24 protein-coding genes and 3 tRNA genes are annotated in these 25,726 nt (G+C 70.8%); 9 read left to right on the forward strand and 18 right to left on the reverse strand.

What is annotated here, in order from left to right; translation table 11 throughout:
* Positions 1-62 precede the first annotated feature (62 nt).
* Both FB047_RS04735 and FB047_RS04740 read left to right on the forward strand, forming a co-directional pair.
* On the forward strand, positions 63-689 hold the full coding sequence (locus FB047_RS04735) for a hypothetical protein (protein WP_136586057.1): 627 nt from the start codon (positions 63-65) through the stop codon (positions 687-689).
* Complete coding sequence (locus tag FB047_RS04740; RefSeq protein WP_136586058.1) at positions 686-919, forward strand: helix-turn-helix domain-containing protein; 234 nt, start codon at positions 686-688, stop codon at positions 917-919. The genes FB047_RS04735 and FB047_RS04740 overlap by 4 nt, the downstream gene beginning before the upstream one ends.
* Positions 920-938: 19 nt before the next feature.
* On the opposite strand, the gene FB047_RS04745 is transcribed toward FB047_RS04740, so the two are convergent.
* From FB047_RS04745 to FB047_RS04755, 3 genes are all read right to left on the reverse strand, one after another.
* Positions 939-1,679, reverse strand: coding sequence for a hypothetical protein (locus FB047_RS04745; protein WP_136586059.1), 741 nt, complete (start codon positions 1,677-1,679; stop codon positions 939-941).
* 205 nt (positions 1,680-1,884) lie between these two features.
* A complete protein-coding gene (cls, locus tag FB047_RS04750; RefSeq protein ID WP_136586060.1) occupies positions 1,885-3,351 on the reverse strand; it encodes a cardiolipin synthase in 1,467 nt (488 codons plus the stop codon).
* Between the two features lie 64 nt (positions 3,352-3,415).
* Positions 3,416-3,613 carry a hypothetical protein gene (locus FB047_RS04755; RefSeq protein ID WP_136586061.1) on the reverse strand — a complete coding sequence of 66 codons (198 nt, stop codon included), beginning with the start codon at positions 3,611-3,613 and terminating at the stop codon, positions 3,416-3,418.
* Positions 3,614-3,727: 114 nt separating this feature from the next.
* On the opposite strand from FB047_RS04755, the gene FB047_RS04760 reads away from it, so the two are divergent.
* Positions 3,728-4,879, forward strand: a complete 1,152-nt coding sequence (locus FB047_RS04760) for a DUF4192 family protein (protein WP_136586062.1) — start codon at positions 3,728-3,730, stop codon at positions 4,877-4,879.
* On the opposite strand, the gene lysS is transcribed toward FB047_RS04760, so the two are convergent.
* From lysS to hpt, 12 genes are all read right to left on the reverse strand, one after another.
* A complete protein-coding gene (gene lysS / locus FB047_RS04765; protein ID WP_136586063.1) occupies positions 4,830-6,350 on the reverse strand; it encodes a lysine--tRNA ligase in 1,521 nt (506 codons plus the stop codon). The genes FB047_RS04760 and lysS overlap by 50 nt on opposite strands.
* A gap of 168 nt (positions 6,351-6,518) precedes the next feature.
* A complete protein-coding gene (gene panC / locus FB047_RS04770) occupies positions 6,519-7,373 on the reverse strand; it encodes a pantoate--beta-alanine ligase (protein WP_136586064.1) in 855 nt (284 codons plus the stop codon).
* Positions 7,370-8,089 (reverse strand): DUF2520 domain-containing protein, encoded by a 720-nt coding sequence (locus tag FB047_RS04775; RefSeq protein ID WP_136586065.1) that lies wholly within the window; start codon positions 8,087-8,089, stop codon positions 7,370-7,372. The genes panC and FB047_RS04775 overlap by 4 nt, the downstream gene beginning before the upstream one ends.
* The gene (locus FB047_RS04780) at positions 8,086-9,744 is read right to left on the reverse strand and encodes a PH domain-containing protein (RefSeq protein ID WP_240752633.1); all 1,659 of its coding nucleotides are present in this window, start codon (positions 9,742-9,744) and stop codon (positions 8,086-8,088) included. Before FB047_RS04780 ends, FB047_RS04775 begins: the two co-directional genes overlap by 4 nt.
* Before the next feature lie 56 nt (positions 9,745-9,800).
* Positions 9,801-10,451 (reverse strand): PH domain-containing protein, encoded by a 651-nt coding sequence (locus FB047_RS04785; RefSeq protein WP_136586066.1) that lies wholly within the window; start codon positions 10,449-10,451, stop codon positions 9,801-9,803.
* Entirely contained in the window at positions 10,405-10,890 is a 486-nt protein-coding gene (locus FB047_RS04790) for a DUF3180 domain-containing protein (RefSeq protein WP_136586067.1), read from the reverse strand. The genes FB047_RS04785 and FB047_RS04790 overlap by 47 nt, the downstream gene beginning before the upstream one ends.
* The gene (gene folK / locus FB047_RS04795; RefSeq protein ID WP_136586068.1) at positions 10,887-11,414 is read right to left on the reverse strand and encodes a 2-amino-4-hydroxy-6-hydroxymethyldihydropteridine diphosphokinase; all 528 of its coding nucleotides are present in this window, start codon (positions 11,412-11,414) and stop codon (positions 10,887-10,889) included. Before folK ends, FB047_RS04790 begins: the two co-directional genes overlap by 4 nt.
* A complete protein-coding gene (gene folB, locus FB047_RS04800; RefSeq protein WP_136586069.1) occupies positions 11,411-11,779 on the reverse strand; it encodes a dihydroneopterin aldolase in 369 nt (122 codons plus the stop codon). The genes folK and folB overlap by 4 nt, the downstream gene beginning before the upstream one ends.
* Entirely contained in the window at positions 11,779-12,570 is a 792-nt protein-coding gene (gene folP / locus FB047_RS04805; RefSeq protein WP_136586070.1) for a dihydropteroate synthase, read from the reverse strand. Before folP ends, folB begins: the two co-directional genes overlap by 1 nt.
* Positions 12,567-13,154 (reverse strand): GTP cyclohydrolase I, encoded by a 588-nt coding sequence (gene folE, locus FB047_RS04810; RefSeq protein ID WP_136586071.1) that lies wholly within the window; start codon positions 13,152-13,154, stop codon positions 12,567-12,569. The genes folP and folE overlap by 4 nt, the downstream gene beginning before the upstream one ends.
* A gap of 6 nt (positions 13,155-13,160) precedes the next feature.
* Positions 13,161-15,164 carry an ATP-dependent zinc metalloprotease FtsH gene (ftsH, locus tag FB047_RS04815; RefSeq protein WP_136586072.1) on the reverse strand — a complete coding sequence of 668 codons (2,004 nt, stop codon included), beginning with the start codon at positions 15,162-15,164 and terminating at the stop codon, positions 13,161-13,163.
* Positions 15,165-15,287: 123 nt separating this feature from the next.
* Positions 15,288-15,839 carry a hypoxanthine phosphoribosyltransferase gene (gene hpt, locus FB047_RS04820; protein WP_136586073.1) on the reverse strand — a complete coding sequence of 184 codons (552 nt, stop codon included), beginning with the start codon at positions 15,837-15,839 and terminating at the stop codon, positions 15,288-15,290.
* Positions 15,840-16,013: 174 nt separating this feature from the next.
* On the opposite strand from hpt, the gene FB047_RS04825 reads away from it, so the two are divergent.
* On the forward strand, positions 16,014-17,303 hold the full coding sequence (locus FB047_RS04825; protein ID WP_167494149.1) for an MFS transporter: 1,290 nt from the start codon (positions 16,014-16,016) through the stop codon (positions 17,301-17,303).
* Between the two features lie 82 nt (positions 17,304-17,385).
* On the opposite strand, the gene tilS is transcribed toward FB047_RS04825, so the two are convergent.
* The gene (gene tilS, locus FB047_RS04830; RefSeq protein ID WP_136586075.1) at positions 17,386-18,384 is read right to left on the reverse strand and encodes a tRNA lysidine(34) synthetase TilS; all 999 of its coding nucleotides are present in this window, start codon (positions 18,382-18,384) and stop codon (positions 17,386-17,388) included.
* A 236-nt stretch (positions 18,385-18,620) separates the two neighbouring features.
* Between tilS and FB047_RS04835 the strand changes: the two genes are divergently transcribed.
* Complete coding sequence (locus tag FB047_RS04835; protein WP_136586076.1) at positions 18,621-19,154, forward strand: inorganic diphosphatase; 534 nt, start codon at positions 18,621-18,623, stop codon at positions 19,152-19,154.
* Positions 19,155-19,227: 73 nt separating this feature from the next.
* Here the strand turns inward: FB047_RS04835 and FB047_RS04840 are convergent, their stop codons facing one another.
* Entirely contained in the window at positions 19,228-20,670 is a 1,443-nt protein-coding gene (locus tag FB047_RS04840) for a M23 family metallopeptidase (protein WP_136586077.1), read from the reverse strand.
* Positions 20,671-20,883: 213 nt separating this feature from the next.
* Here FB047_RS04840 and FB047_RS04845 point away from each other — a divergent pair.
* From FB047_RS04845 to FB047_RS04860, 4 genes are all read left to right on the forward strand, one after another.
* Positions 20,884-20,956, forward strand: a tRNA-Glu gene (locus tag FB047_RS04845).
* Positions 20,957-20,986: 30 nt separating this feature from the next.
* Positions 20,987-21,060, forward strand: a tRNA-Asp gene (locus tag FB047_RS04850).
* A gap of 64 nt (positions 21,061-21,124) precedes the next feature.
* Positions 21,125-21,197: transfer RNA gene (locus FB047_RS04855), tRNA-Phe, on the forward strand.
* A gap of 472 nt (positions 21,198-21,669) precedes the next feature.
* On the forward strand, positions 21,670-23,733 hold the full coding sequence (locus FB047_RS04860) for an MDR family MFS transporter (protein WP_205822662.1): 2,064 nt from the start codon (positions 21,670-21,672) through the stop codon (positions 23,731-23,733).
* A 391-nt stretch (positions 23,734-24,124) separates the two neighbouring features.
* On the opposite strand, the gene FB047_RS04865 is transcribed toward FB047_RS04860, so the two are convergent.
* The gene (locus FB047_RS04865) at positions 24,125-25,708 is read right to left on the reverse strand and encodes an AMP-binding protein (RefSeq protein ID WP_136586078.1); all 1,584 of its coding nucleotides are present in this window, start codon (positions 25,706-25,708) and stop codon (positions 24,125-24,127) included.
* Between the last annotated feature and the right edge of the window lie 18 nt (positions 25,709-25,726).

Below are 25,726 nucleotides of genomic sequence, written 5' to 3' on the forward strand. Positions count from 1 at the left end.
CCCCATCGATAGTCGATACTTTATCGATCACCGATAACAACGATTCTCGATAAGGAGCGATCATGGCATCCCCCCGTCCCGCCGCGCGCACCCTCTCGCGCGGCGACACCGGCAGTTTCCTGCTCTTCATCGTCGCGGGCGTCGCGATCGCCGTCTGGGCCGTGATCAGCTCCGCGGCGACGATCGTCGCCGCCGCCGGCAACCGCGACGTGCGCGTCCCCATCGACTTCCTCGACACGGTCGCCCAGGCGCCGATCGGCCCCGACGGAGCATCCGTTCCGGTCGAGCTGACCGGCGCGGTGGTCACGGCACCGTCGCTCCCCCTCGCCTCCCTCTGGGCGTTGTTCCTGTCGGAGGGGATCTTGGCCGCCGCGGTCGTCGCGGTGGTCGTTCTCCTGCTGATCCTGTGCATCGGCATCCTGCGCGGCGAGATCTTCAGCCGGCGGCACACCCGCCTCGTCGTCGCGGTCGGCATCGTGTCGCTCGTCGCCGCCTTCGCGGTGCCGTTCTTCCACAACATGGTCGCCAACGGCGCCCTCGCCTGGCTGTCCGAGCGCACCTACGACCGCGGGCTGACGCAGCAGATCGATCTGCCGATTCTTATCGTGGTCGGCTTCGTCGCGGCCCTGTCGAGCACCGTCTTCGCCGTCGGCGACCGCCTGCAGCGCGACACGGAAGGGCTCGTGTGACCCCGGCCGCCGCGGACGACGGGCCCACCGGCATCCACTGCCGCCTGGACGAGCTGCTGGAGGCCCGCGGGATGACGCTCACCCGCCTGAGCGAGCTGGTCGGCGTCTCGGTCGTCAACCTCTCGGTCTTGAAGAACGACCGGGCGCGCGCGATCCGCTACTCCACGCTGTCGGCCATCTGCCGGGCGCTGGACTGCGAGGTGGGCGACCTGCTGGTCGTGACGCGCTGACCCGGATCCTCGTTGCGCGTCAGCGCGAGCCGAGCACCGGGATCGGGTCGGTCGACTCCATCCCCCCGCCCGAGAGCACGACCGACGCCTCCCCCTCGGGCGCGTCCTCGCCGACCTCGGCGAGGGTGACCCGCGGAGCGATGTCCATCGTGCAGACCTGATCGGCGGGCGGGGTGGCGAACTGCACCACGATGTCGGAGCCGGAGGCGCTCACCGATTCCACGGTGGGAGGGCAGCCCGAGCTCCCGTAGGTCACGATCGCGACGAGAGCGTCGTCCACCCATCCGGCGCTCGGCGCGAACTGGCCGGCATCCGCCGGAGGGGCGGGCAGAGCGGCGAGAGTCGTCCGCCCCTCGACCACGCCCTCCACCGTCAGCTCGAGGGGCCCGCTCGGATCCACGCCCGCCGGCAGGCTGACCAGCGTGGCCCGCGGCGCCATGTCGCGCGCGCAGTCCGTGCGCGCGGAGTCCGCGAGCGTGACGGAGACAGTGCCGTCCCCGGCGGCGGTGGCCCCCTCGGCGACGGGTGGGCACGACGAACTCCCCCACGTCACGACGGCGACGGAACGGCCCGCGTCGAGCCAGGCCGCCTCGACGCCGGCGGGCGGCGCCGCAGTCTCGGCATCCGGAGCCGCGGACGAGGCGGTACCCGAAGGCGAGGCGGACCCGGGAGCGGCTCCCGTGGCGCACCCGGTGAGCGCACCGGCGGCGAGAAGGCTCGCGCCGACGAGGGCGGCGAGCGTCAGACGGTGACGGGACATGTGAACCTCCGGGGGGCGAGTTCCGGCCCATGATGGCGGAGAATCCTGGATGCCGGCGGCGAACCGTCTGCGTGGCGCGGAAGCGATCCGCCGGCTGTCGCGGGACTCGCCGCGACGGGCGCGTCGATCGTTCGGGGAACTCCGCGCGCTGAGCGGGTGACGACGACGGAGGAGGGCATCGCCCCGGACAGGGGATGCCGCGGAGTCACTGCAGGGCCGAGGTGAGGCGCGCGAGGTTGTCGAGGATCGTCGACCGCAGCGGCTGACGCTGCCATTCCTCGACGGTGAGCTGCCGGTTCAGACGGCGGTAGGTGTGCTCGACGGCGCGCATGTCGCGCACGAACTCCTCGCCGCGCACGAGCATCGACACCTCGAGGTTCAGACCGAACGAGCGCATGTCCATGTTGCTCGACCCGATGACGGCGACCTCGTCGTCGATCGTGACGCTCTTGCTGTGCAGGATGAACGGCTTGCGGTACATCCAGATGACCACTCCCGCGCGCAGGAGTGCCTCGTAGTAGCTGCGCTGAGCGTGGTAGACCATCGCCTGGTCGCCCTCTTCGGAGACGAAGAGCTCGACGTGCACCCCGCGTTGGCACGCCGTGGTGATCGCGAGGAGCAGAGCCTCGTCGGGGACGAAGTACGGGCTGACGATGATGATGCGCTCGCGGGCGGCGAAGAGCAGCCCGAGGAACAGCTTGAGGTTGTTCTGGAAATCGAAGCCCGGCCCCGACGGCACGATCTGGCAGTCGAGGTCGCCGGGCCCCGAGCTGACCGAGAACAGGTCGATCTCGTCGGTGAGAGTCTCGTCGGTCTCGCTGTACCAGTCCGAGAGGAAGACGGCGTTGATGCTGGCCACCACCGGGCCCTCGACGCGCACCATGAGGTCCACCCAGTGCAGACCGCGGCGGATGTTCTTGCGCAGGTTGTACGAGGAGTCGGTGACGTTCTGCGAGCCCATGTACGCCACGTCGCCGTCGATGACGAGAAGCTTGCGGTGATTGCGCAGGTCGGGGCGCTGGTAGCGCCCGCGCAACGGCTGCACGGGGAGCATGAGGTGCCAGTGCGCGCCCATCGCGTCGAGCCGGCGGAGGGTCTGCTTGTAGAACGGCTTCCCGCGATTGGCCCAGTGATCGAGCAGCACGCGGACCACGACGCCGCGCTCGGCCGCCTCTTCGAGAGCACGGAAGAAGTTGTCGGTGGAGTCGTCGGTCTGCAGGATGTAGAACTCGACGTGGACGTAGCGCGTCGCCCGCCGGATCGCCTCGGCCATGGCATCGAGGCTCTGCTGGTAGTCGGCGATGAGCGTCGCCGCGTTGTCGCCCGCGATCGGCATGGCCCCCAGGTTGCGGTTCAAGCGGACCAGGGCGCGGAACCAGTCGGGGGCGTTCGGCCGCAGGGTGCCGAACTCCAGCGAGGCGCTGGTGTCGTGGATGTACTCGTTGATCGCGGCCTGCTTGCGACGGCGCTTGCGCGGGAGCCGGGGGTTGCCGATCAGCAGGAACAGGAAGACCCCGACGAAGGGGATGAAGTAGATCGCCAGGAGCCAGGCCATCGCGGCGGTGGGCCGGCGGTTGCGGGGCACGATGATCACGGCCGCGATGCGCACCACGAGATCGACGACGAACAGCGTGATGACGAGCCAGCTCGCGTCGAACGTGGCGTTGATCACGGATCCTCCTGGGCGGGTTGTGCACCCAGCGTAGCGACGGGGTCCGACAACCGCCGCGAGATCGTCAGTTCGCGGAGCCCTCGCGCGCGGGGGCGACCGGGGGAAGGCCGCGCTTCGCGCGCTCCTCGGCTTCGATGCGCGAGTAGACCTTGCGCTCGGTGCGGTCCATGCGGATCACGTTGCGGAGGATGAAGAAGAACACGACCGAGACGACGATCGTGGGCAGGATCGCCCACAGCGCCGCGACCCAGGTGTTGTCCATACCCACCAGGATACCCGCGCACGACTCCTCCCCAGCCGCGACGATGAACGGGTTCTCCACGATCGAGGTTTCCCGGCCCGCGCGCTCGCGCCCCGACGCGGCACCCTCGTGCCCATGACCACCACCGTCGTCCGAACCCGCTCCTCCGCTTCCTTCCTCGCCCTCGTGCCTCACCTCCTGGAGTGCACACCGCGTCGCAGCCTCGTCGTCGTCCCGTTCGCGGACGGTCGGTCGTCGGGCGCCATGCGCGTCGATCTCCCCCGCGGCGGGCAGAGGGAGGCCGAGAGCGTCGCCTCCACCGTCATCGGCATGGCCTGCAAGGTCGCCTCGACGGATGCCATCGTCCCGATCGTCTACACGGACGAGCCCCTGTCGGGCGACGGCGATCTTCCCGAGCGTCGTCTCGTCGACGAGGTCCTCGCCCGCGCGGGCATCTGCGGCCTGCGCGTGCTCGACGCCCTCGTCGTCGGCCCCGACGCCTGGGGCTGCTACCTCGACCCGTCGGACGCGTCCCGCGGTCTGCTGTCCGACATCGCCGCGGCCGCCGCCGAGATCCCCGAAGACCTGCCCGGCACCGACCAGTTCTCCGCCGCCGCGCTGCCGACGGTCGACGACGAGACCACCCGGGCGATCGTCGCCGTTCTGCGTGACGTCGACGACCTGCTGAGCACCCCGGGGGCGCGGCGCCGGCTCCCGCTCGGCCGCCGCTCGCGAGCCGACGAGGTCGCCGCGCTCGTCGCCGATCCGCCGGCCCTGTTCGAGAAGGCACTCACCGCCCACCCGGTGACGGCGTCGATTACGGCTGCGCTGGCGTTCTGCCTCGAGCGTCCGCTCCTGCGCGACGTGGCGCTCATGCAGTGGGCGGTCAACGCCGCTCGGGGCGACGCCGTCCTCGACGCGCAGACGGCGTTCGGCATCGGCGAACCGTTCCCCGAAGACCTCGCCCGTCCGATGTGGGGCGAAGGAGCCCGACCCGACCCGGCCCGGCTCCGCGCGGCTCTCGACCTCTGCCGCGCCACCACCGCCGCGCTGCCCGCCGAGCGGCGACCGGGCGCCCTGTCGGCGTGCGCGTGGCTGGCCTGGGCCCAGGGACGCTCTTCCCACGCGGCGACGAATGCCGAGGAGGCGCTGCGCATCGACGCCCAGCACGGGCTGAGCACGATCATGCTGAGCCTGCTCGACGCGGGCCGCCTGCCGGAGTGGGTCTTCGAGCGGCCTACTTCACGAGGGGGAAGAGGATCGTCTCGCGGATCCCGAGGCCGGTGATCGCCATCAGCAGACGATCGATCCCCATTCCCATGCCGCCCGTCGGCGGCATCCCGTGCTCCAGAGCCCGCAAGAACTCCTCGTCGATGGGCATGGCCTCGTCGTCACCGCGAGCAGCGAGCTTCGCCTGCTCGACGAAACGCTGGCGCTGGATGACCGGGTCGACGAGCTCGGAGTATCCGGTGGCGAGCTCGAAGCCGCGAACGTACAGATCCCATTTCTCCACCACACCCGCGATCGAGCGGTGCTCGCGCACCAGCGGACTGGTGTCGACCGGGAAGTCCATGACGAAGGTCGGGCGCGTCAGACCGCCCTTCACGAAGTGCTCCCACAGCTCCTCGACCCACTTGCCGTGCGTCTCGTGCGGCGGCGCGTCGACGCCGGACTCTTCGCCGAGCGCGCGCAGCTCGTCGAGCGACGTCTCGGGGGTGACGAGGTGACCGGATGCCGCCGACAGCGAGTCGTACATCGAGATGCGGTCCCACTCCCCGCCGAGGTCGTACTCGGTGCCGTCCGCCCAGGTGACCGTGGTCGATCCCGCGACCGCGATCGCGGCGTCCTGGATCAGGGTCTGGGTGAGGTCGGCGATGCCGTTGTAGTCGGTGTACGCCTGGTACGCCTCGAGCATCGCGAACTCGGGGCTGTGCGTGGAGTCGGAACCCTCGTTGCGGAAGTTCCGGTTGATCTCGTACACGCGATCGATGCCGCCGACGACCGCACGCTTGAGGTAGAGCTCCGGCGCGATGCGGAGGAAGAGCTCGGTGTCGAAGGCGTTGGAGTGGGTCGTGAAGGGGCGCGCGGAGGCGCCGCCGTGCTGCACCTGCAGCATCGGCGTCTCGACCTCGACGAAGTCGCGCTCGGTGAAGGTGCGTCGAAGGCTCGCGTTGACCTTGGCGCGCGCGAGCACGGTGTCGCGGGCGCGGTCGCGCACGATCAGGTCGAGGAACCGGCTGCGCACCCGGCTCTCCTCGCTGAGCTCCGTATGCAGGTTCGGCAGGGGGAGCACGGCCTTGGAGGCGATGCGCCACTCGGCGACCATGATCGAGAGCTCACCGCGGCGGCTCGAGATGACCTCGCCCGAGACGAACACGTGATCGCCGAGGTCGACGAGCTCCTTCCACGCCTGCAGCGACTCCTCGCCCACGACACCCTGCGAGACCATCGCCTGGATGCGGCTGCCGTCGCCGGCCTGAAGAGAGGCGAAGCAGAGCTTGCCGGTGTTGCGGCTGAAGACGACGCGACCCGCGACGCCCACGGTCTCTCCCGTCTCCGCGCCGGCCTCCAGGTCGCCGAAACGCGCGCGCAGCGCCGTGATCGTGGTCGTGACGGGCACCGCGACCGGGTAGGCGCCGCCCGCGGCGTCAGCACGCTCGGCGAGCAGGCGCTCGCGCTTGGCCAGGCGTACCGCCTTCTGCTCGAAGACCTCGTCTTCGGTGGGTTCGGCAGCGTCGTTCGCGGGCGCGTCGGTCATCGTGGAAGCTCCTCGGGGTCCTCCCCAGTGTATTCGCCCGGTCCACGGCCGTTGGGGCGCCGGCGCTCGTCCGAGCGCTCCGACGTCGGCGTTCCGCGCGCGCTCCCCCGAGCCGCACCGATTGCGGCGACCCGTCGCCGACGTCGGCGCGGACATCCGAGGGCGGCGTCAGCGCAGCGAGATCTCGGCGTTGTCGATGAAGCGGTGACCCCCGACCGTCGCCGCGATCAGCGCGAACGCCCGACCGCGGTGGCCGTCGTCGACCGGGAGGAAGGTCGAGGGATCGACGACGCTCAGATATTCGAGCGCGATGCGCTGCTCACCCATGAGCGCCGACTGCGCGGCGGCGATGCAGGCGTCCACGCCGAGATCGGCGTTCGACGCGGCGGCCTCGAGCGCACGCGGGAGCTTGGCGGCCGCACGTCGATCGGCGTCCTCCAGGAGCGCGATCCGGCTCGACACCGGCAGCCCGTCGTCGGTGCGGACCGTGGCGACCGTCTCGATCTCGACCGGGATGTCGAGGTCGCGCACCATGCGTCGCACCAGGAAGATCCGCTGCAGATCGCGCTCGCCGTACACGGCCACGTGAGGGGAGACGAGGTTGAACAGCTTGGCCTCGACGGTCAGCACCCCGTCGAAGTAGAACGGGCGCACGCGCCCCTCGTAGCGGAGGCCGACGTCGCCCGCGGAGACCCTCGTCGTCGCCGTACCGGCGGGGAGGAACTCGGCGGCCGACGGGGCGAAGATCACGTCCACCCCCAGATCGTCGAGCACGCGCGCGTCGACGTCGGGGGTGCGGGGATAGGCGGCGGTGTCCTCCGCGGTGCGGAAGCGCAGCGGATTGACGAAGGTCGACACGACCACGACGTCCGCCGACTCCCTGGCGCGCGTGATGAGGTCGACGTGCCCGTCGTGGAGAGCCCCGAGCGTGGACACGAGGGCGACACGGGGTCCCCCGGCACGTCGCTCTGTCCCTCGGATCTCGTCGAGTCGGGCGCGCAGATCCTCGAGGGTGGCGATCATCCGTCGATCGTAGCGTCGCCGCCGAAGCGGCCCGCGCCGCCGCCGTCGACGAGGGCCTGGTCGACGCTCGATCGGACCAGGGCCGACAGATACCCGCCGGGATTGTCGACGCCCACGCCACGGAGCAGCTCCGACGACTGCCGCACGATGGAGCGCGAGAACTCCGTCGCCGTCGCGATCGCCTCGGCGTACGTCGGCCTGTCGTCCTCCACGACCACGACGGGCTCGCACCCGAGCTCCACCGCGAGCGCCTGCGCGATCGGGAGCACGGGAGCAGGGGCGGTCACCGCCGCGTACGCCTGGGCCAGCTGTCGCAGGTCGATCGACGAGGCACCGGTGAAGACGATCGCGGGGTGGATCGCCAGGGGGATGGCGCCCCGCTGCGTCGCGGGATCGAGCACTCTCGCTCCGTACGCGGCGTCGGTGTGCAGAACGAGTTGGCCGGGCTGCCAGGCTCCGACCTCGGCGAGCCCTGCGACCAGGCCCGGCAGCTGCTCGTGCGGGACCGCGATCACGACGAGTTCGCTGCGTCGAGCGACCTCGTCGGCTGTGAGCTGCGGGACGCCGGGGAGGATCGCCTCGACGCGATCGTCGTCGGAGCCGGAGGTGATGCCGGTCAGGGCGTGTCCCGCCCCGGCGAGCGCCGCCGCGATGACGGGTCCGACGCGGCCGGCACCGATGACGCCCACCCCGAGGCGTCCGTCCCGCCCGCTCATCCTGCCCACCGGTGCGTGCGGTCGCCCGCGGCCGCCGCCACCGCGCCCCGGGCGGTCGCATCGAACAGACGGAGCGCATCGTCGCGGTCGATCGCGCCGAGCGTCGTCTGCACCGTTCCCGCGATGACGTGCCCCGTGAGCGTCGCCGTGCGGACGGCGCGGGCCAGCGGACCCTGGTGGACGCCGACCGACTGAAGCCGCGCCAACGGCAGCAGGGTGAGCGAACGCCAGATCCAGCCTCGACGCAGCAGCAGGGCGTCGGCGGTGAGGAGCACGCCGTTGCGGCGCCACGACAGCGGCCGGAGCCACCGCGCACGCCGAGGGGTCGTCAGATAGGGGTCGTCTTCCACCGGACCCAGGATGCCGTCGCGGAACACGAGTGTCCATTCGTCGCCCGGCAGCCCGGGGGCGAGGATCCGGAGCACGCGCTCGACGTCGGCACGCGTCCCGATGGGCAGCACGGCCGCGAGCTGATCGGTGCCGGAGTCCGTGGAGGCTCGTCCCGACAGGCGGTTCACCGTGACCGACCACCACCCGAACGGCCGCCAGAGCAACGGCTGCCGCACCTCGATGGCGTGGACGCGTCCCGGCGGAACGACCTCGGTCACCGTCGTGAACAGACCGAACGTCACCCTCACCCCGTCGGACGTCGGGGCGATCGAATAGCGCAGCCCCCGCGCGACGGAACGCACGTAGTACGCGCCGAAGGCGAGGAACATGGGCACGACGGTGAACAGCAGCCACAGCGTCGACACCGACGCGGCGACCACGATGCCGACGACGAAGGCGATGAGCACGAGCGTCGAACCGCTCAGCACGCGCGATGCCACGAGACGGCCGAGGGGGATGCGCACGATGCTCTCGGGCTCGGCGTCGGAGAAGTCCTCCCCGTCGACGATCCCCTGCAGTCCGTCCGCCACGGTGTCGGCGGCCACCGTCACCAGAGGTCGGCGGTCGCGCGGGTCGGCTCCGGCCTCGGCCAAGCGGCGACCCGAGGCCAGGCGCAGGATGTCGCCGCGGATCGCCTCGGCGTCCTTGCCCGACAGGTACTCGAGCTTGACGTTCGCATCGAGGCCGGCGCCGACCACCTCGAGCTTCGCCAGCCCGAGGAGGCGCGCGAGCATCGGGCGCGTCAGGTTCACCCCCTGCACGCGGTCCAGCGGAGCGCGACGATGAGTGCGGAAGAGCACTCCGGAGCGCACCTCGACGTCGTCCGCCCCGATGCGCAGCGTGTGGAAACGCCAGGAGAGGCGGAACAACGCCAGCAGCACGATCAGCACCGCAAGCGCCACCCCCGCCGCGATGAGGATCAGGTTGTTCGCGAGCAGGAAGTCCACGGGGTCGGGTGGGAGCTCACCCGGCGGCAGGTCGGTGAAGACGGGGAAGAACAGTTCCAGCAGCCGCTCGCGCAGGTTGGCGACGATGAGACCACCGATCACGAGCAGCGACAGGCCTCCGCGCAGCAACGGCGTCAGCGGGTGCAGTCGGTGCCACTCCCCGTCGCTGTACGGCGAGCGGACGACCGGGCCGCGTCGCGCCCCCGGGTCTCCCCCGGCCGCGCGAGCCTCCCCCAGGTCGTCGTCGACCGCGCCGGACGCGGCCGCTGCGCCATCTCCGACAGCCCCGGGACGCTCGCCCGCGCCACCCCCGGCCACACCGGACCGCTCCTCTCGATCGCCTCCGGCCGCGCCGGGCTCCCGCCCCGGGTCGCTCACAGCCCCGTCCGCCGGGTCTCCGCCACGGCGACGAGGGTGTCGCGCAGCTGCTCGGCCGCCTCCTGCGTGAGGCCGGGGATCGTGACCCCCGTCGACGCCGCCGCCGTGACGAGCTTGAGCTGCGCAATCCCGAAGCCGCGGTCCAGCGGGCCGTGGGTGATGTCGACGAGCTGCATGCGCCCGTACGGCACGGCGACGACGCGCTGCCACAGGATGCCGCGGCGGAAGACGAGGTCGTCGTGGCGCAGCTGGTATCCGAAGGAGCGCGCCTGTCGCGGGGTGATGAGCAGTCCGATCGCCGTGATCACCAGCACGATCCCCGCGGGGATCCACGGCCAGGGCAGCCCCAAGAAGAGCTGGAGCGCGACGGCCACGGCGAGCACGAGGACGAACACCGCGCCCTGCGAGATCAGCTGGACCCACACGTAGGCGCGCGCCAGCTGGTGCCACGTGCCGTCGCCGAGCGGCAGACGGCCCGACGAACGCGGCTCGAGGATGCGCGAGAAGGTGCCCTCATCGAGCGCGCCCTCGCCCGACGGGCCAGCCCCCGACGGTCCAGCCCCCGACGGGCCGGATCCGGACGGGCCGGACCCCGACGGGTCAGATCCCGATGGGCCCGGCAGGGGTGTCTCCGGGGGTGTCGTCATCGTCGTCCTTCCGGAGGGTGCAGAGCTGCTCGGCCACGAGACCCGCGACGACGAGGACGACTGCGCACACGACCGTCGCGATGATCGATCCCATCGAGCCTATCGACGGGGTCGCCGGTCGGCTCAACAAGAAGGCCAGCAGTCCCACGCCGAAGCCGAGCGCCGCCGCCCCGACGAGAGACGAAGCCTTCGCGAGCATCGCGATGCGCAGGGCACGGAACGGGTCGATGCGTCGATCGCTGCGCCCGCGCGTCGCGCGGTACACCGGCACGGCGAGCACGACGATCACGACCCCCAGCAGCGCCAGGATCGTCGGCAGGCTCGCGGCGGGCACGAAGGTCGCCCGGCCCATCGCGGTGAGCATGGTGTCGAGCACGAAGCCGAACACGCCGCCGATGATCACGGCGATGATCAGGATGCCGGCTCCCGTGCGCTTCACGTCGCTTCTCCTCGCAGATCTCGCAGCAGGTCGTCGACCCGGCCCCGGCCGGGGATCTCGGCATCCGGATCCACGTCGAGCCAGGGCACGAGCACGAAATCGCGCTCGTGCGCCCGAGGGTGCGGGACGACGAGGTCGTCGCGGTCGATGACCTCGTCACCGTAGGCGATGAGGTCGAGATCGAGCGTGCGGTCGCCCCACCGCTCGCGGCGGACGCGCCCGTGGCGGGCCTCGATGCGGTGCAGCGCCGCGAGCAGCGCCGTGGGGGCGAGACGCGTGCGCAGCGTCGCGACGGCGTTCAGGTACCGGGGAGCGTCCTCGTCCTCGCCCTGCAGCGTGACGGCGACGGTCTCGATCGGAGCCGACACCCGCACGTCCTCCGTGAGGGGAAGGGCCCGCAGCTCGGCGACGGCGGCGGCCAGCGTCTCGGCGCGCTCGCCCAGGTTCGCGCCCAGGGCGACGACCGCCGCGACGGGCGAGGTCCGGGGGGCGTCACCGATCCCGTGCGCCAACCGCACGCTCACGAGCGCGTCCGCGTGATCGTCACCGACACGTCCGCGAACGGGACGGGGATCGGCGCCGTCGGCTTGTGCACGGTCACGGTGACGGCGTCGATCCGTTCGTCGAGCAGCACGGCGTCGGCGATGCGCGCCGCGAGCTTCTCGAGCAGATCGACGGGGTCTCCCGCCACGATCGCGGCGATGCGCTCGGCCAGCTCGCCGTAGTGCACCGTGTCGACGACGTCATCCGTCTCCGCGGCACGCCGCAGGGGCAGGAACACGGTCGCGTCGACGACGAACTCCTGCCCGTCGCGCTTCTCATCGGGGTAGACCCCGTGGTACCCGAAGGCGCGCACGCCCGTCAGGGTGATGCGGTCGGCGGCATCCATCAGGACTCCCAGGCGCGGGCGACGGCGAGGGCGTCGCGAGTGGTCGGAACATCGTGCACGCGGACCGCCCAGGCGCCCGCGCCGGCGGCGAGGGCGCTCGTGACGGCGGTCGCGAGATCGCGTCGGGAGAGATCGGCGTCGTCGCCGAGCGCGTCGGCGAGGAACCTCTTGCGGCTCGTGCCGACGAGCACGCGGTTACCCCGGGCGACGAGAGCGGGGAGGGCCCGCAGCGTCCGCCAGTTCTGATCACCGCGCTTGCCGAACCCGATACCGGGATCGACGACGATCCGCGACGACGGGATGCCCGCCGCCTCCGCGGCGGCGACGCGCTCGTCGAGCTCGGCGACGACCTCGGCCGCCACGTCGACGTACTCCGCTCGCGCGTACATTTCGCTCGAGGGTCCCCGCCAGTGGCCGATCGCCACCTCGGCTCCGCTCTCGGCGATCGCGGCGAACATCTCCGGGTCGGCGAGGCCCCCCGAGACGTCGTTCACCAGGCGGGCGCCCGCCGCGACGGCGGCTCGCGCGGTCGAGGCGTTCATGGTGTCGATGCTGACGAACGCCCCCTCGGATGCCAGAGCCGCGACCACCGGCAGAACGCGCTGCTGCTCGACCCGGGGCGCCACCCGCTCCGCTCCCGGGCGCGTGGACTCGCCGCCGACGTCGAGCAGGTCCGCACCCTGGGCGCGCAGGGAGCGGGCGTGCGCGATCGCGACGTCGGGGTCGAGGTAACGACCGCCGTCGCTGAAGGAATCGGGGGTGACGTTCACGATCGCCATCACGAGCGTCATCCGCGAGCGCCGATCAGGGCGACGAGCTCGCTACGGGCAGACGGCTCGGCGTACGCCCCGCGGGCCGCGATCGTCACGGTCGAGGCGTCGAGCTGTCGACCGCCGCGCATGGTCACGCACTCGTGCGTGGCGTCCAGCACGACGAGCACCCCTCGTGCGTCGAGGGCCGAGGCGATCGCGTCGGCCACCTGCTCGCCGAGCCGTTCCTGCACCTGCGGTCGCGCAGCGAGCACGTCGATGACCTTGGGGAGGGCGCCCAGACCCACGACCTCCTCCCCCGGGAGGTACGCCACGTGGGCGCGCCCCCGGAAGGGCAGGAGGTGGTGCTCGCACATCGAGCGGAACGCGATGTCGCGCACCATCACGGCACCGGACGGCAGGGTGTCGGGCGCGGGCCCGCGCGTCACCGAGATGGTGTGCTGCAGGGGGGCGCCGGCATCCTGGTCCACCCCCGAGAAGAACTCGGCGTAGCTGTCGGCGACGCGTGCGGGAGTCTGGCGAAGGCCGGGGCGATCGGGGTCCTCCCCGATCGCCTCCAGCAGCTCGCGGACGAGGGCTGCGACCCGTTCTCGATCGACGGCCACGGCGCCTCAGGCGGTCGCCGGGCGCGTCTGTCCGCTCGGACGGGGGTGCGCCGCCGCGGTCGTCTGCGCTTCCGCCTCGGCGGACGCCGCGATCCCGGCCGGAGCCTGGCGACGCGGCACCTCGACGGGAGGCTGGTCCGAGACGGGACGGTCGCCCGACGACAGCCACTGGGGGCGCGGCGTGAGTCGCTTGACGTCCTTGAAGATCTCGGCGAGCTCGATGTGGTCGAGCGTCTCCTTCTCGAGAAGGGCCAGGGCCAGGCGGTCGAGCACCTCGCGGTTGTCGTTGATCACCTGGTAGGCCTCGTTGTGCGCCTGCTCGATGAGCGCGCGCACCTGGGCGTCGACGCGCTCCGCGATGCGCTCCGAGAAGTCGCGGCCGTGACCCATGTCGCGGCCCATGAACACCTCGCCCGACGACGAGCCGAGCTTCACGGGGCCGACCTCGTTGGTCATGCCGTACTCGGTGACCATCTTGCGCGCGATGCTCGTGGCCTTCTCGATGTCGTTCGAGGCACCGGTGGTGGGGTCGTGGAACACGATCTCCTCCGCCACACGGCCGCCCATCGCGTAGGTCAGCTGGTCCTGCAGTTCGTTGCGCGTGACGGAGTACTTGTCATCCAGCGGGAGGACCATCGTGTACCCGAGCGCCTTGCCGCGCGGGAGGATGGTGACCTTCGTCACGGGGTCGGTGTGGTTCATCGCCGCCGCGGCGAGGGCGTGACCGCCCTCGTGGTAGGCCGTGATGAGCTTCTCCTTGTCCTTCATCACGCGCGTACGACGCTGCGGACCCGCGATGACGCGGTCGATGGCCTCGTCGAGGGCGCGGTTGTCGATGAGCTGGGCGTTGGAGCGCGCGGTCAGCAGCGCGGCCTCGTTGAGGACGTTCGCCAGGTCGGCACCGGTGAAGCCGGGCGTCTTGCGCGCGACGACCTCGAGATCGACCGAGTCCGACAGCGGCTTGCCGCGGCCGTGCACCTCGAGGATGCGCTGACGGCCCTTCAGATCGGGGGCGTCGACGCCGATCTGGCGGTCGAAGCGGCCGGGGCGCAGCAGGGCCGGGTCGAGGATGTCGGGGCGGTTGGTCGCCGCGATCACGATGACGTTGACCTTGGGGTCGAAGCCGTCCATCTCGACGAGCATCTGGTTCAGCGTCTGCTCGCGCTCGTCGTGACCGCCGCCCATGCCGGCGCCGCGGTGGCGACCGACGGCGTCGATCTCGTCGATGAAGATGATGGCCGGGGAGCTCTCCTTGGCCTGGTTGAACAGGTCGCGGACGCGGCTGGCGCCGACGCCGACGAACATCTCGACGAAGTCCGAACCCGAGATCGAGTAGAACGGCACGCCGGCCTCTCCCGCGACGGCGCGCGCGAGGAGGGTCTTACCGGTTCCGGGAGGGCCGTACAGCAGCACGCCCTTGGGGATGCGGGCGCCGACCTCTTCGAACTTCTTGGGGTCCTTGAGGAACTCCTTGATCTCGTCGAGCTCCTCGATCGCCTCGTCGGAACCCGCGACGTCCTGGAAGGTGACGGTGGGCGTCTCTTTGGTGACGAGCTTCGCGCGCGACTTGCCGAACTGCATGACCTTGCTGCCGCCGCCCTGGGCGCTGGACAGCAGCCACCAGAAGAGCAGACCGAGCAGGATCAGCGGGAGCATCAGGCCGAGCAGACCGTCGAACCAGCTGGGCTTGGGCACGACGTCGTTGAAGCCGTCGGCGGGGGCCGCCGCGTCGATCGCGCTCGCGACCTCGTTCGCGCGGGCCTGGCTGAAGTAGAACTGCACGTCGTTCGCGCCCTCGAAGGGCTGCGACAACGTCAGATCGACGCGCTGGTCGGGATCGTTGGTGACGACCTGCGTCACGGTTCCGCCCTTGAGCAGGTCCAGACCCTCCTTGGTGGACACCTGACGGGCACCACTGAGGTTGGAGATGAGGGAGAAACCGATGACCAGAAGCAGACCGACCAGCAGAACGTAGACGATCGGATTGCGCGTGATCTTCTTGAAATTCATGGTGGGCGAGCCCAGCCCTTTCGTGATCCTCCGCAGAAACGCGGTCGCATCAGGCTAACGCCCACGGACTATGCCGGGCCTGTGCGTTCGTCGAGGGCGTACGGAGACGGCGCTCCGAACGCCTCAGGAATACACGTGCGGCGCGAGCACCGCCACATCGCGCAGGTTGCGGTACTTCTCCGCGTAGTCGAGTCCGTAGCCGATGACGAAATCGTTCGGAATATCGAAACCGACGTAGCGGCAGTCCACTTCGACCTTCATCGCGTCGGGCTTGCGCAGCAGCGCGAGCACCTCGACCGACTCCGCCCCGCGCGAGGCGAAGTTCTCGAGCAGCCAGCTCAGGGTGAGGCCGGAGTCGATGATGTCCTCGACGATCAGCACGTGCTTACCGGTGATGTCGGTGTCGAGGTCTTTGCGGATCTGCACCACGCCGCTCGACCGGGTGGACGCGCCGTACGACGACACGGCCATCCAGTCCATCGACACGTGCATCGGCAGGTGGCGGGCGAAGTCGGCCATGACCATGACCGCCCCCTTGAGCACGCCCACGAGCACGACGTCGCGCCCCTCGTAGTCGGCGACGACCTGCGTCGCCAGTTCGGCGAGCTTGCCGTGGATCTGCTCCTCGGTGAGGAGGACTTCGCTGATGTCGTCGGAGATGTCGGCCGCGCGCATCCGAAAAGTCTACGGGGCCGGATCCGCGATGTCGTCCGATCGGGGATGCCGCCCGCCCGGCCCCGCACCGACGTGGCGGCGGTAGCGTCGAACGACGGCGGATGCGGGATTCCGCGCATCGATCTCGAGGGGGACGCGTTGGGACAGCCTCTGCACTCTCGCGGATCGGCGACCGTGACGGCGCCCCGTCCGCGCGGAGCCGCCGCCGTGATCGTGGCGCAGCTGCTGCTGCGGACCGCGTCGGCGGCGGGCGCGCTCGCCTTGGGCTCGTACTTCGTGGACCTTTCGCGGCAGGGCACCTCGGTGGGGCCGCTCCTGCTGGGGATCCTGTCGGGCATCGGGTTCCTGGTCGAACTCGTGCTGGCGCCCGTCGCCGGGTCGGCGAGCGACCGCCGCGGACGCAAGGTCTTCCTCGTCGCCGCCCCTCTGCTGGCCGCGGCCGGCGTCATCCTGACCCCCGGCGCCTCGTGGATCGCGGCGGCACCCTCCCTCGTCCTCGTCGTGGTCGTCGTCGGCATCGCGCGACTGCTCGACGGGGCGGGAGCCGCGATCTCCGCGCCGACGACCCTCGGACTCCTCGCCGACACGAGCGACGGTGACCGGGGTCGGCGCGGCCGGGTGACCAGCCTCTACGAGCTGTCGTCGTCGGGCGGCATCGCCCTCGGCGCCGTCGCGGGACCGCTCCTGTACGCCGCGCTCGGACTCTGGACGTTCGTGGCCCTCGCCGCCGTCTACGTGGGGGCGGCCGTGCTGACGTTCGCCTTCGTGCCCACCGCCGCGCCGACGCCGACGGCGCGCACCTCGCCCTCGCTCGGCGAGCGCCTCCGCGTCCTCGTGCAGCCGCGCCTGCTGGCCTTCCTCCCCGCGTGGATCGCCGTCAACGCGATCCTCGGAACCTGGGTGACCTCGCAGATCACGTTCGTCCTCGCCGGCGACACCCGCGTCGACGGGCAGCTCTTCCCGGGCGCCTTCCGCGGCGACGAGGCGGGACTGTCCCTCGTCCTGGGCGTCTACGTGCTCTTCTTCAGCCTGTGCATCGTCGCGTGGGCGTTCTTCATCGGCCGGTTGCCCACCGTGCCCGTCCTCTTCCTCACCGTGTCGGGCGCGATGATCGCCTCCGCCGGACTGCTCCTGGCCAACCGCGGAGCCCCCCTCGCGCTCGCCCTCCCCCTGGTCGCGGTCGGCGTGTTCCTCGAGGCCGGCTTCACCCCGGCCGCCCTCACCCACCTCAGCGACATCTCCGCGGAGTTCCGCGACGACCGCGGACTGATCATGGGGGCGTACTCCGTGGTCGTCGGCGCCGGATACGTGCTCGGGAACGTCCTCGGCGGGGCGTTCGCGCAGTGGCTGCTCTTCGACGGCCTCGCCCTGCTCACGATCGGACTCGCCGCGATCGCCCTCGTGTCGATCGGCGCGATGGCCGTCGTCGAGAAGCGCGTGCGTCGACCGCTCCCGCGCAGCTGAGGACGCGAGCGCGCTCTCCGCTCGGGCCGGCTCGACCGGTGCGCCTTCGACACGGGGGCACCGGATGCCGCCGTCGCGGGGTTCAGTCGCGGACGCGAGCGACGATCTCGATGCGGTTGCCGACCCGCCGGGCGGCGCACGCGGGCAGGTCGATCGGACCCTGCCCCCGCCAGTCGACGGCGAGACGCGCGACCTCGAGCGTCTGCGCGCGGGTCAGTGAGACGCCGAACTCGCTCTCGACGACGTACCGGACGATCCGGTTGCGCAGCGCCGCGGGATTGGCCGCGAGGGCGGCGACCGAGATCGAGATGCCCGCCTCGGCGTGCTCGACGATGTCTTCGATGGTCTCGTCGATCATGTCCTGGAAGGCCGCGGCATCCTCCCGCAGCTGCTCGGCCGTGCGCGCGAGCGCCTCGGCGACGCCCGGTCCGAGCTCGTCCTCGAGCACGGGCAGCACCCGATCCCGCACGCGCACCCGCCGGAACGCGGGGTCGGCGTTCTGCGGATCCTCCCAGGGCTCGAGGCCCTCCGCGGCGCACGCGGCGACGGTCGTCCGCCGGCGCACGCCGAGCAACGGGCGCAGCCAGGTCGGGCCCGCGGCATCCCGTCGTTCCGCCGCCATGCCCGACAGACTCGTCGCGCCGGAGCCCCGGGCGAGGCCCAGCAGCACCGTCTCGGCCTGATCGTCGAGGGTGTGGCCGAGCAGCACGGCCTCGGCGCCCGCATCCGCTGCCGCCCCCGCGAGGGCGGCGTAACGCGCGGCGCGGGCGTCGGCCTCGGGGCCGTCCTTCGGCACCACCTCGACGGCGATCACGCGCGCGGCGATGCCCCGCTCCCGCGCGTCGTGCGCCACGCGCGCCGCGACGGCATCCGAGCCCTCCTGCAGGCCGTGGTCGATCACGACGGCCTCGACCCGGATGCCGAGGCGCTCGGCCTCGAACGACGTCGCCGCCGCGAGCGCGAGCGAGTCCGCCCCGCCCGACAGCGCCACCACGACGCCACCGGTGCGGCCCTCGAGTGCTGTACGCACGGCCCTGCGCACCTCGGCGACGGCGGGGGAGAGTCCAGGGCGGCGATCCATCCCCCTACGGTATTGGCCGGCTGACGCAAGGCAGGAGTTTCGCCCTTCGCGGTCACGGCCGGGGCGGCAACCGGCCGCGTCGCGCCGCGCCCGCCGCGGGTTCTCCTGTGTCGTGGCCCGACCGACCGGCGCGCCGCGACCGCCGTCGCCGCCCACCCATCGCGTGCAGACCACGCGCGGAACCGCGGCCCGACTAGGCTGGGCCGCGGAAATCCACAGATCTAAGGAGCACGAGTATGGGCGCATTCGACGCCGTCATCGAGATCCCCCGCGGCAGCCGCGTGAAGTACGAGGTCGACCACGGCACCGGCCGCGTCTACCTCGACCGCATCCTCTACACGGTGTTCGGCTACCCGGCCAACTACGGCTTCTTCGAGAACACCCTCGGCGAAGACGGCGACCCGCTCGACGTGCTCGTGCTGCTCGACCGCGATCTGCACCCCGGCATCCTGGCCAAGGTGCGTCCCGTCGGCGTGCTGAAGATGAGCGACGAGGCCGGCGGAGACGACAAGGTCGTCGCCGTGCTGGCGAAGGACCCGCGCTGGGATCACATCCAGGACGTCGACGACATCGACGAGTGGACCAAGAAGGAGATCTCGCACTTCTTCGAGCACTACAAGGACCTCGAGCCCAACAAGTGGGTCAAGGTCGACGAGTGGGCGAACGCCGCCGAGGCCGAGCGTCTCGTGGCCGAGGCGTTCACGCGTTTCGACGAGCACGACGCGCAGACCAAGACGCAGGGTGCGGGCGAGGCTCCCAACACGCTCTGAGCCGGCGGCGGCTCAACTGCCGCGGCACGAAGAAACCCCCGGTCGATCGACCGGGGGTTTTCTCGTGTCGGGATCAGACCCAGACGCCGCGATCGCGCAGCCAGGGGGCCGGATCGGTCGTGCCGCCCCACGGCGGGTAGACCTCGAAGTGCAGGTGGCAGCCGAAGGAGTTGCCGGTCTGGCCGGTCGCAGCGATCTGCTCGCCCGCCCCGACGCGCTGCCCGTACGAGACGTAGATGCCGCCGTTGACGATGTGCGCGTAACCGGTGGCCGAACCGTCGTCGTGCTGGATGCGGATGTAGTTGCCGTAGCCGCCGTTGTAGCCGGCGTAGGTCACCCGACCGGCGGACGCCGCGTAGATCGGCGAGTAGCAACCGGCGCCGAAGTCGAGACCGAGGTGCCACGAGCTCGCGCAGTAACTGCCGTTGCACTGGCTCGAGCGCGGGCCGTAGCCCGAGGTCGTGCCGGCCGACGAGGGCCGCGCCCAGCCGGAGCCCGCGACATCGCCGCCGCCGCCTCCACCGCCACCGCCGCCTCCGTCACTGCTGCCTCCGCCGCCGCCACCGCCGCCGCCGTTGTTGTTGTTCTGGCGGTCGCGCTCTTCCTGCTCGCGACGGGCGCGGTCACGCGCCTCGGCTTCTTCGCGGGCCTTGCGCTCGCGCTCTTCACGCGCCTTGCGCTCGGCCTCGACCCCGGCCTGGTAGTCGGCGACGGTCTTGGCCGTGGTGTCCTGCAGCGCGGCCAGCTGGGCCTCGAGGACCACCTGGTTCGCCTGCTGAGCAGCCAGCGCCTCCTGGGCGGCCTGCGCGGCCTGCTGCGCGGCGACCATCTTCTCTTCGGCGATCTTCTGCAGACGGTCGCGCTCGGTGCGGGCGTCGTTCGCCTGGTTGCTCAGCTGGGTCGCGGAGTCGCGGGCCGTGACGGCCGCGGCGTACACCGAGCGATTGCGCTCGATGAGCTTGTCCATCGTGCCGAGCTTGGCCAGCAGATCGTCGGCGCTGGCGGCGGAACCCGAGAAGAACAGGTCGAGCGAGGTGTCGTCTCCACCGGAGCGGTACAGCTGCGCAGCGACCTTGCCGGCCTTCGCGGCGGCGTCGGTGGCCTTGGCCGCCTCGGCGTCGGCCTGCGCCTGGATCTGCTGCGCACGGTAGTCGGCGTCGAGGTAGGCCTGCTGAGCCGTGTAGTACTCGTCGGAGCGGGCGACGACCTCGGCCTGCGTGCGCGCGACCTCGGACTGCAGCCCCTGGATCAGCCCCTGGATGCGGGCGATCTCCCCGGCCTTCGCCGCCTCGTTCGCCCGCGCCGCTTCGACGTCGTCCCAGGACGGGTAGTCGGCGGCGACCGCGGGAGAGGAGAATCCGGATGCCGCCGCGCCGAACGCTCCGACGGCGACGGCACCGATGGCACCGAACTTGAGGGCGCTGCGGCGATCGAAGGTCGGCCAGAGGCGCCGCTGCTCCTGCGCCGTGGGCGCGCAGCCGCAATCGTCTGACTCGTCGGGGCGCTCGAGCGTCACGGGAATACCTCTTCTCACCGGTCGCAACTCGACTCACAGTAGCAACACGAGTCACACGCACAACAGGGCGAGTTCCCGTCGTCAGCGCCCATCTTGCGCGTGCGACACGCGCGAGCGGCGTACGCCACGCCCCGAATTGGCAATCTCGCGGGATGTGAAGTAGGCTCGGTCGTCGGCAAGCGAGTTGGAAATCGCAAGGTTTCCCCCTCATCCGGCCCCATCGTTTAGCGGCCTAGGACGCCGCCCTTTCACGGCGGTAGCACGGGTTCGAATCCCGTTGGGGTCACTTTCCGGTGAAGTACAATTTAAAACGCATGGCCCTGTAGCGCAGTTGGTTAGCGTGCCGCCCTGTCACGGCGGAGGTCGCGGGTTCAAGTCCCGTCAGGGTCGCTCCACAGCGACGGGCCTTCTTTCGAGGAGGCCTTTCGTCTAGGAAGCGGCAGACAAGCCGCTCGGCTCTGTAGCTCAGTTGGTAGAGCGCACGACTGAAAATCGTGAGGTCACGGGATCGACGCCCGTCGGAGCCACACGGATCGTCATTACAACGGTCCCAGAAACCCTCGCCTAGCTTCTATATGGCGGGGGTTTTGCTTTGCCCCGGCGAGGTGCGACGTCGTCTCCGACGCGCCCGGCTCCGACCCCTCGGTCGTCGAGCGGGCACAGCGTGACGAGACGCCCCGCAGCACGCGTGCGGACAGGCGTTCGTTCGAGAACAGGACGGCCGCGGTCGGCTCCATCCTGTCCTCGGACGATCACCTGTTCCCGCGCGGGCCCGGCGCAGCCCTCGCCCGTCCCGCGCCCGCCGGCGCGACCCGCGCCTCGAACACCGGCCCGAGGTCGGACTCCCCCCACGGGGGTATTTCTCCGCGCCCGAACCCGGGCGGATCCGCGGACGGTTCCCCGACCCCGCCGGACAGCGCTACTATTTGTTGACTTTTAGCAAACACCTGGCCCCGGCCCCGGATCGAGCCGCCCGCCACCCCTTCTCGATGAGGACAGATGTCAGACATCACCACGCGACGCAGCCGCGCCCATACGGCTGCCACCGACACGGTCATGACCCACCGCATGATCATGTTCGTGATCTTCGGCCTCATGGCCGGCATGTTCCTGTCCGCGCTCGACCAGACGATCGTCGGAACCTCCATCCGCACGATCGGCGACGACCTCCAGGGCCTCAGCCTGCAGGCCTGGGTCACGACGGCCTACCTGATCGTCTCGACGATCTCGACGCCCATCTACGGCAAGCTCTCCGACATCTTCGGCCGCCGTCCGCTGTTCCTCCTGGCGATCCTCATCTTCATCGTCGGCTCCGTGCTCGCGAGCTTCTCGACCTCGATGGCCGAGCTCGCCGCCTTCCGCGCGATCCAGGGCCTGGGCGCCGGCGGACTGATGTCGATGCCGCTCGCGATCATGGGCGACATCCTCGCCCCGCGCGAGCGCGCGAAGTACCAGGGCTACTTCCTCGCCGTCTTCGGCATCTCCAGCGTGATCGGCCCGCTCGTGGGCGGCCTGTTCGCCGGCGCCGACCAGATCCTCTTCATCACCGGCTGGCGCTGGGTGTTCCTCATCAACGTGCCGATCGGCATCGCGGCCCTCGCGATCGTGTGGCGGTTCCTGCACATCCCGAAGCAGCCGCGCCACTCGGTGCGCATCGACTGGTGGGGCGCCACGACCGTGATCGTCGCCCTCGTGCCGCTGCTGCTCGTCGCCGAGCAGGGACGCGAGTGGGGCTGGGGCTCGCCGATCGCCCTCGCCTGCTACGTGGTCGGGGCTCTCGGCATCCTGGCGTTCGTCATCGCCGAGACGAAGATGAAGGACGACGCGCTCATCCCGCTGAAGCTCTTCCGCTCCCCCACCTTCTCGATGGCCACGATCATCGGCGTGCTCGTCGGCTTCGGCATGTTCGGCGCGATGCTGACGCTGCCCCTGTACCTGCAGCTCGTGCTCGGCTCGACGCCCACCGAGAGCGGCTTCGAGATGCTGCCGATGATCCTCGGCCTCATGATCGCCTCCATCGCGAGCGGCCAGATCATCGCGCGCACCGGTCGCTACCGCATGTTCCCGATCCTGGGCACGGCGCTGATGTCGCTCGGCTTCTTCCTGCTGACGTTCCTGAAGTACGACAGCCCCTACTGGCACGTCGCGATCGCGATGCTCGTCATCGGCCTGGGTCTCGGTCAGCTCATGCAGACCCTGACGATCGCGAGCCAGAACTCCGTCGGCCTGCGCGACATGGGCGTGGCCACCAGCGGCTCGACCTTCTTCCGCCAGATCGGCGGAACGCTCGGTACCGCGGTGCTGCTCTCACTGCTGTTCACGCTCATGCCGTCGAACATCATCGGCTCGTTCTCCGACCGCCAGACGCTCACCGACGCCCTCGACGCCGCCTTCGACCCGACGGTGGCCTCGGCACCGGCCAACGAGAAGATCATGTCGGGCATCTACGGTCCGATCGTCACCCAGACGACGGATGCCGTGACCCAGCAGGTGCAGCAGGGCGTGCAGCAGGCGCAGGATGCCGCGACCCAGGCGGTCGCCGCCCAGGTCACCGCGGGGCAGATCCCGGCAGCCGCCCAGGCGCAGGCCACGCAGGCCGCGATCGCCCAGGCGACGTCGGCCGCCGCGACGCAGATCCAGCAGCAGGTTCCGGTCGCCCGCGTCGGAAGCGACGGATCGGTGAGCCTGGACTTCTCGAACGACGCGGACCGCGCGGCCTTCGTCGACCAGGTGGCCACCACCCTCGAGGACCGTTTCACCTCGGGAGACGAGAACACCTCGATCGGCGGCTCCACGCTCGACGACACGTCGTTCCTGGTGGGCGCCGACGCGCGACTGACCAAGCCGTTCCTGGTGGGCTTCAACTCCTCCGCCACGACGGTGTACTGGACGGCGATGGGCGTGGTGCTGCTCGCGTTCGTGCTCGCGCTGTTCTTCCGCACCCCGCCGCTGCGCGCCAAGTCGGCCCTCCAGGAGGCCGCCGACGAGCGCCGCGGCAAGGACGACGAAGAGAAGCGCGCCGACGAGGCCGCCGCGCAGACCGGCGCCCTGCTCACCCCCTGAGCGCGCACGAAGGGCGGGGCCGTCGCGAGACGCCCCGCCCTTCGTCATACCTCGGGCCGCGGTCGCCGCCCCTCGAGTGGGCCCGCACCGCGGCGCGAGGTCGGCCTTTCCGCATCCATGTCCCACTTATGGTGCGTCAGCGCGCCCCGCACCCCCCACAAATGGGACACGCACCGCCACAAGTGGGACATGCACCGCCACAAGTGGGACGAGAGGGATGCCGGATGCCGATCGCGAGCGGCGACCCCTCCAGCATCCATGTCCCACTTATGGTGCGTCAGCGCGCCCCGCACCCCCCACAAATGGGACACGCACCGCCACAAGTGGGACGAGGGGGGATGCCGACGGCGAGAGGCGCGCGACGTCGCCCCACGGCGGGAGCGGGCCGGGGTCAAACGGCCTCGCGCGCCCTCAGGTCCTTCCGCAGGATCTTGCCCGACGTGGACTTCGGCACGACGTCGATGAACTCCACGCGCCGCACCTTCTTGTGGGGCGCGACGTGCTCCGCGACGAACGCCATGACGTCCTCGGCCGTCAGGCCGGCTTCCGGAGCCGTCACCACGAACGCCTTGGGGATCTCCTCGCCGTCGTCTGCGCGCACGCCGATGACCGCGGCATCCTGGATCGCCGGATGCGACAGCAGCAGGGCCTCGAGCTCGGCGGGGGCGATCTGGTACCCGTGGTACTTGATGAGTTCCTTGAGCCGGTCGACGATCGTGAAGTAGCCGTCGACGTGGTGCACGCCGATGTCGCCGGTGTGCAGGAAGCCGTCGGCGTCGAGGGTCTCGGCCGTGGCATCGGGGCGATTGAGGTACCCGAGCATGACGTTGGGACCGCGCACCCAGATCTCCCCCGGCGCGGTCAGGCCGTCGTCGCCGTGCTCCTCGAGCTCCGCCCCGGTCTCGGGATCGACGAGCTTGGCGTCGCATCCGGGGATGAGCACACCCACCGAGCTGACCGGGAAGCCCGAGTCGGCGGGGATCGCGTGCGAGACGGGACTCAGCTCGCTCATGCCGTATCCCTGGAAGAACCGGGCGCCGATGCGCCGCCCCGCCGTCTCGGCCGTCTCGCCGTCGAGCGGGGCCGCTCCGGAGAACACGCTGTGCACGCTCGAGAGGTCGAAGTCGTCGACCGCGGGGTGCTTCGCGAGGGCGACCGCGATCGGCGGCGCGATGAAGAGGAACGTGCAGCGGTGATCCTGAACGACCCGCAGGAACTCCATGAGGTCGAAGCGGGGCATGGTCACGAGCGTCGCCCGCTGACGCAGCGCGAGGTTCAGCAGCACCGTCATCCCGTAGATGTGGAAGAAGGGCAGCACCGCGAGCACCCGGTCGTCGGGGGTGATCTCGATGATGGGCCGGCACTGGTGCACGTTGGCGACGAGGTTGCGGTGCGAGAGCATCACGCCCTTCGGCACGCCGGTCGTCCCCGACGAGTAGGGCAGTACCGCGATGTGGGTGGCGGGGTCGAACGAGACCGCGGGCGGCGTGCGGCCCTCGCTCAGCAGCGACCGCAGGTCGGGGTGCCCCTCCGCGCCGTCGAGCACGATCACGTGGTCGGCGGCGATGCCCGCGGCCTCGGCCGCCGCGGCCGCCTGCGGCAGCAGGGGCGACACCGTCACGAGCCACGTCGCGGAGGCATCGCGCAGCTGGGACTCGATCTCGCGCGCCGTGTAGAGCGAGTTGATCGTCGTGATCGCGGCGCCCACGCGCAGGATGCCGTGGAAGACCGTCGCGAACGCGGGAACGTTCGGGCACAGCATCGCCACGACCGTCTCGGTGTCGACGCCGCGCGCCGCGAGCGCCCCGGCGAACGCGTCGACCTGCGCGCGGAGGGCCCGATAGGTGGTCTCGGCTCCCGAGGACGGGTCGACCAGGGCCACGCGATCGAGATCGTCCTCCGTGAGCGAGGCGAACAGATAGTCGTAGATGCTCTGATCGGGAACGTCGATGCTCGGGTACGGGCTCTGGAACACGGTTCTCTCCCTCGAAAA

This window comes from Microbacterium hydrothermale (assembly GCF_004854025.1).
In the GTDB taxonomy this organism is placed as follows: Bacteria; Actinomycetota; Actinomycetes; order Actinomycetales; family Microbacteriaceae; genus Microbacterium; species Microbacterium hydrothermale.

Bases quoted from the DNA above. Each gene is read 5' to 3' on its own strand.
- FB047_RS04735 (WP_136586057.1), top strand. From the start codon at position 63: ATGGCATCCCCCCGTCCCGCCGCGCGCACCCTCTCGCGCGGCGACACC.
- FB047_RS04745 (WP_136586059.1), bottom strand. From the start codon at position 1,679: ATGTCCCGTCACCGTCTGACGCTCGCCGCCCTCGTCGGCGCGAGCCTT.
- FB047_RS04755 (WP_136586061.1), bottom strand. From the start codon at position 3,613: ATGGACAACACCTGGGTCGCGGCGCTGTGGGCGATCCTGCCCACGATC.
- FB047_RS04760 (WP_136586062.1), top strand. From the start codon at position 3,728: ATGACCACCACCGTCGTCCGAACCCGCTCCTCCGCTTCCTTCCTCGCC.
- lysS (WP_136586063.1), bottom strand. From the start codon at position 6,350: ATGACCGACGCGCCCGCGAACGACGCTGCCGAACCCACCGAAGACGAG.
- panC (WP_136586064.1), bottom strand. From the start codon at position 7,373: ATGATCGCCACCCTCGAGGATCTGCGCGCCCGACTCGACGAGATCCGA.
- FB047_RS04775 (WP_136586065.1), bottom strand. From the start codon at position 8,089: ATGAGCGGGCGGGACGGACGCCTCGGGGTGGGCGTCATCGGTGCCGGC.
- FB047_RS04785 (WP_136586066.1), bottom strand. From the start codon at position 10,451: ATGACGACACCCCCGGAGACACCCCTGCCGGGCCCATCGGGATCTGAC.
- folB (WP_136586069.1), bottom strand. From the start codon at position 11,779: ATGGATGCCGCCGACCGCATCACCCTGACGGGCGTGCGCGCCTTCGGG.
- folP (WP_136586070.1), bottom strand. From the start codon at position 12,570: ATGACGCTCGTGATGGCGATCGTGAACGTCACCCCCGATTCCTTCAGC.
- ftsH (WP_136586072.1), bottom strand. From the start codon at position 15,164: ATGAATTTCAAGAAGATCACGCGCAATCCGATCGTCTACGTTCTGCTG.
- hpt (WP_136586073.1), bottom strand. From the start codon at position 15,839: ATGCGCGCGGCCGACATCTCCGACGACATCAGCGAAGTCCTCCTCACC.
- tilS (WP_136586075.1), bottom strand. From the start codon at position 18,384: ATGGATCGCCGCCCTGGACTCTCCCCCGCCGTCGCCGAGGTGCGCAGG.
- FB047_RS04835 (WP_136586076.1), top strand. From the start codon at position 18,621: ATGGGCGCATTCGACGCCGTCATCGAGATCCCCCGCGGCAGCCGCGTG.
- FB047_RS04860 (WP_205822662.1), top strand. From the start codon at position 21,670: ATGTCAGACATCACCACGCGACGCAGCCGCGCCCATACGGCTGCCACC.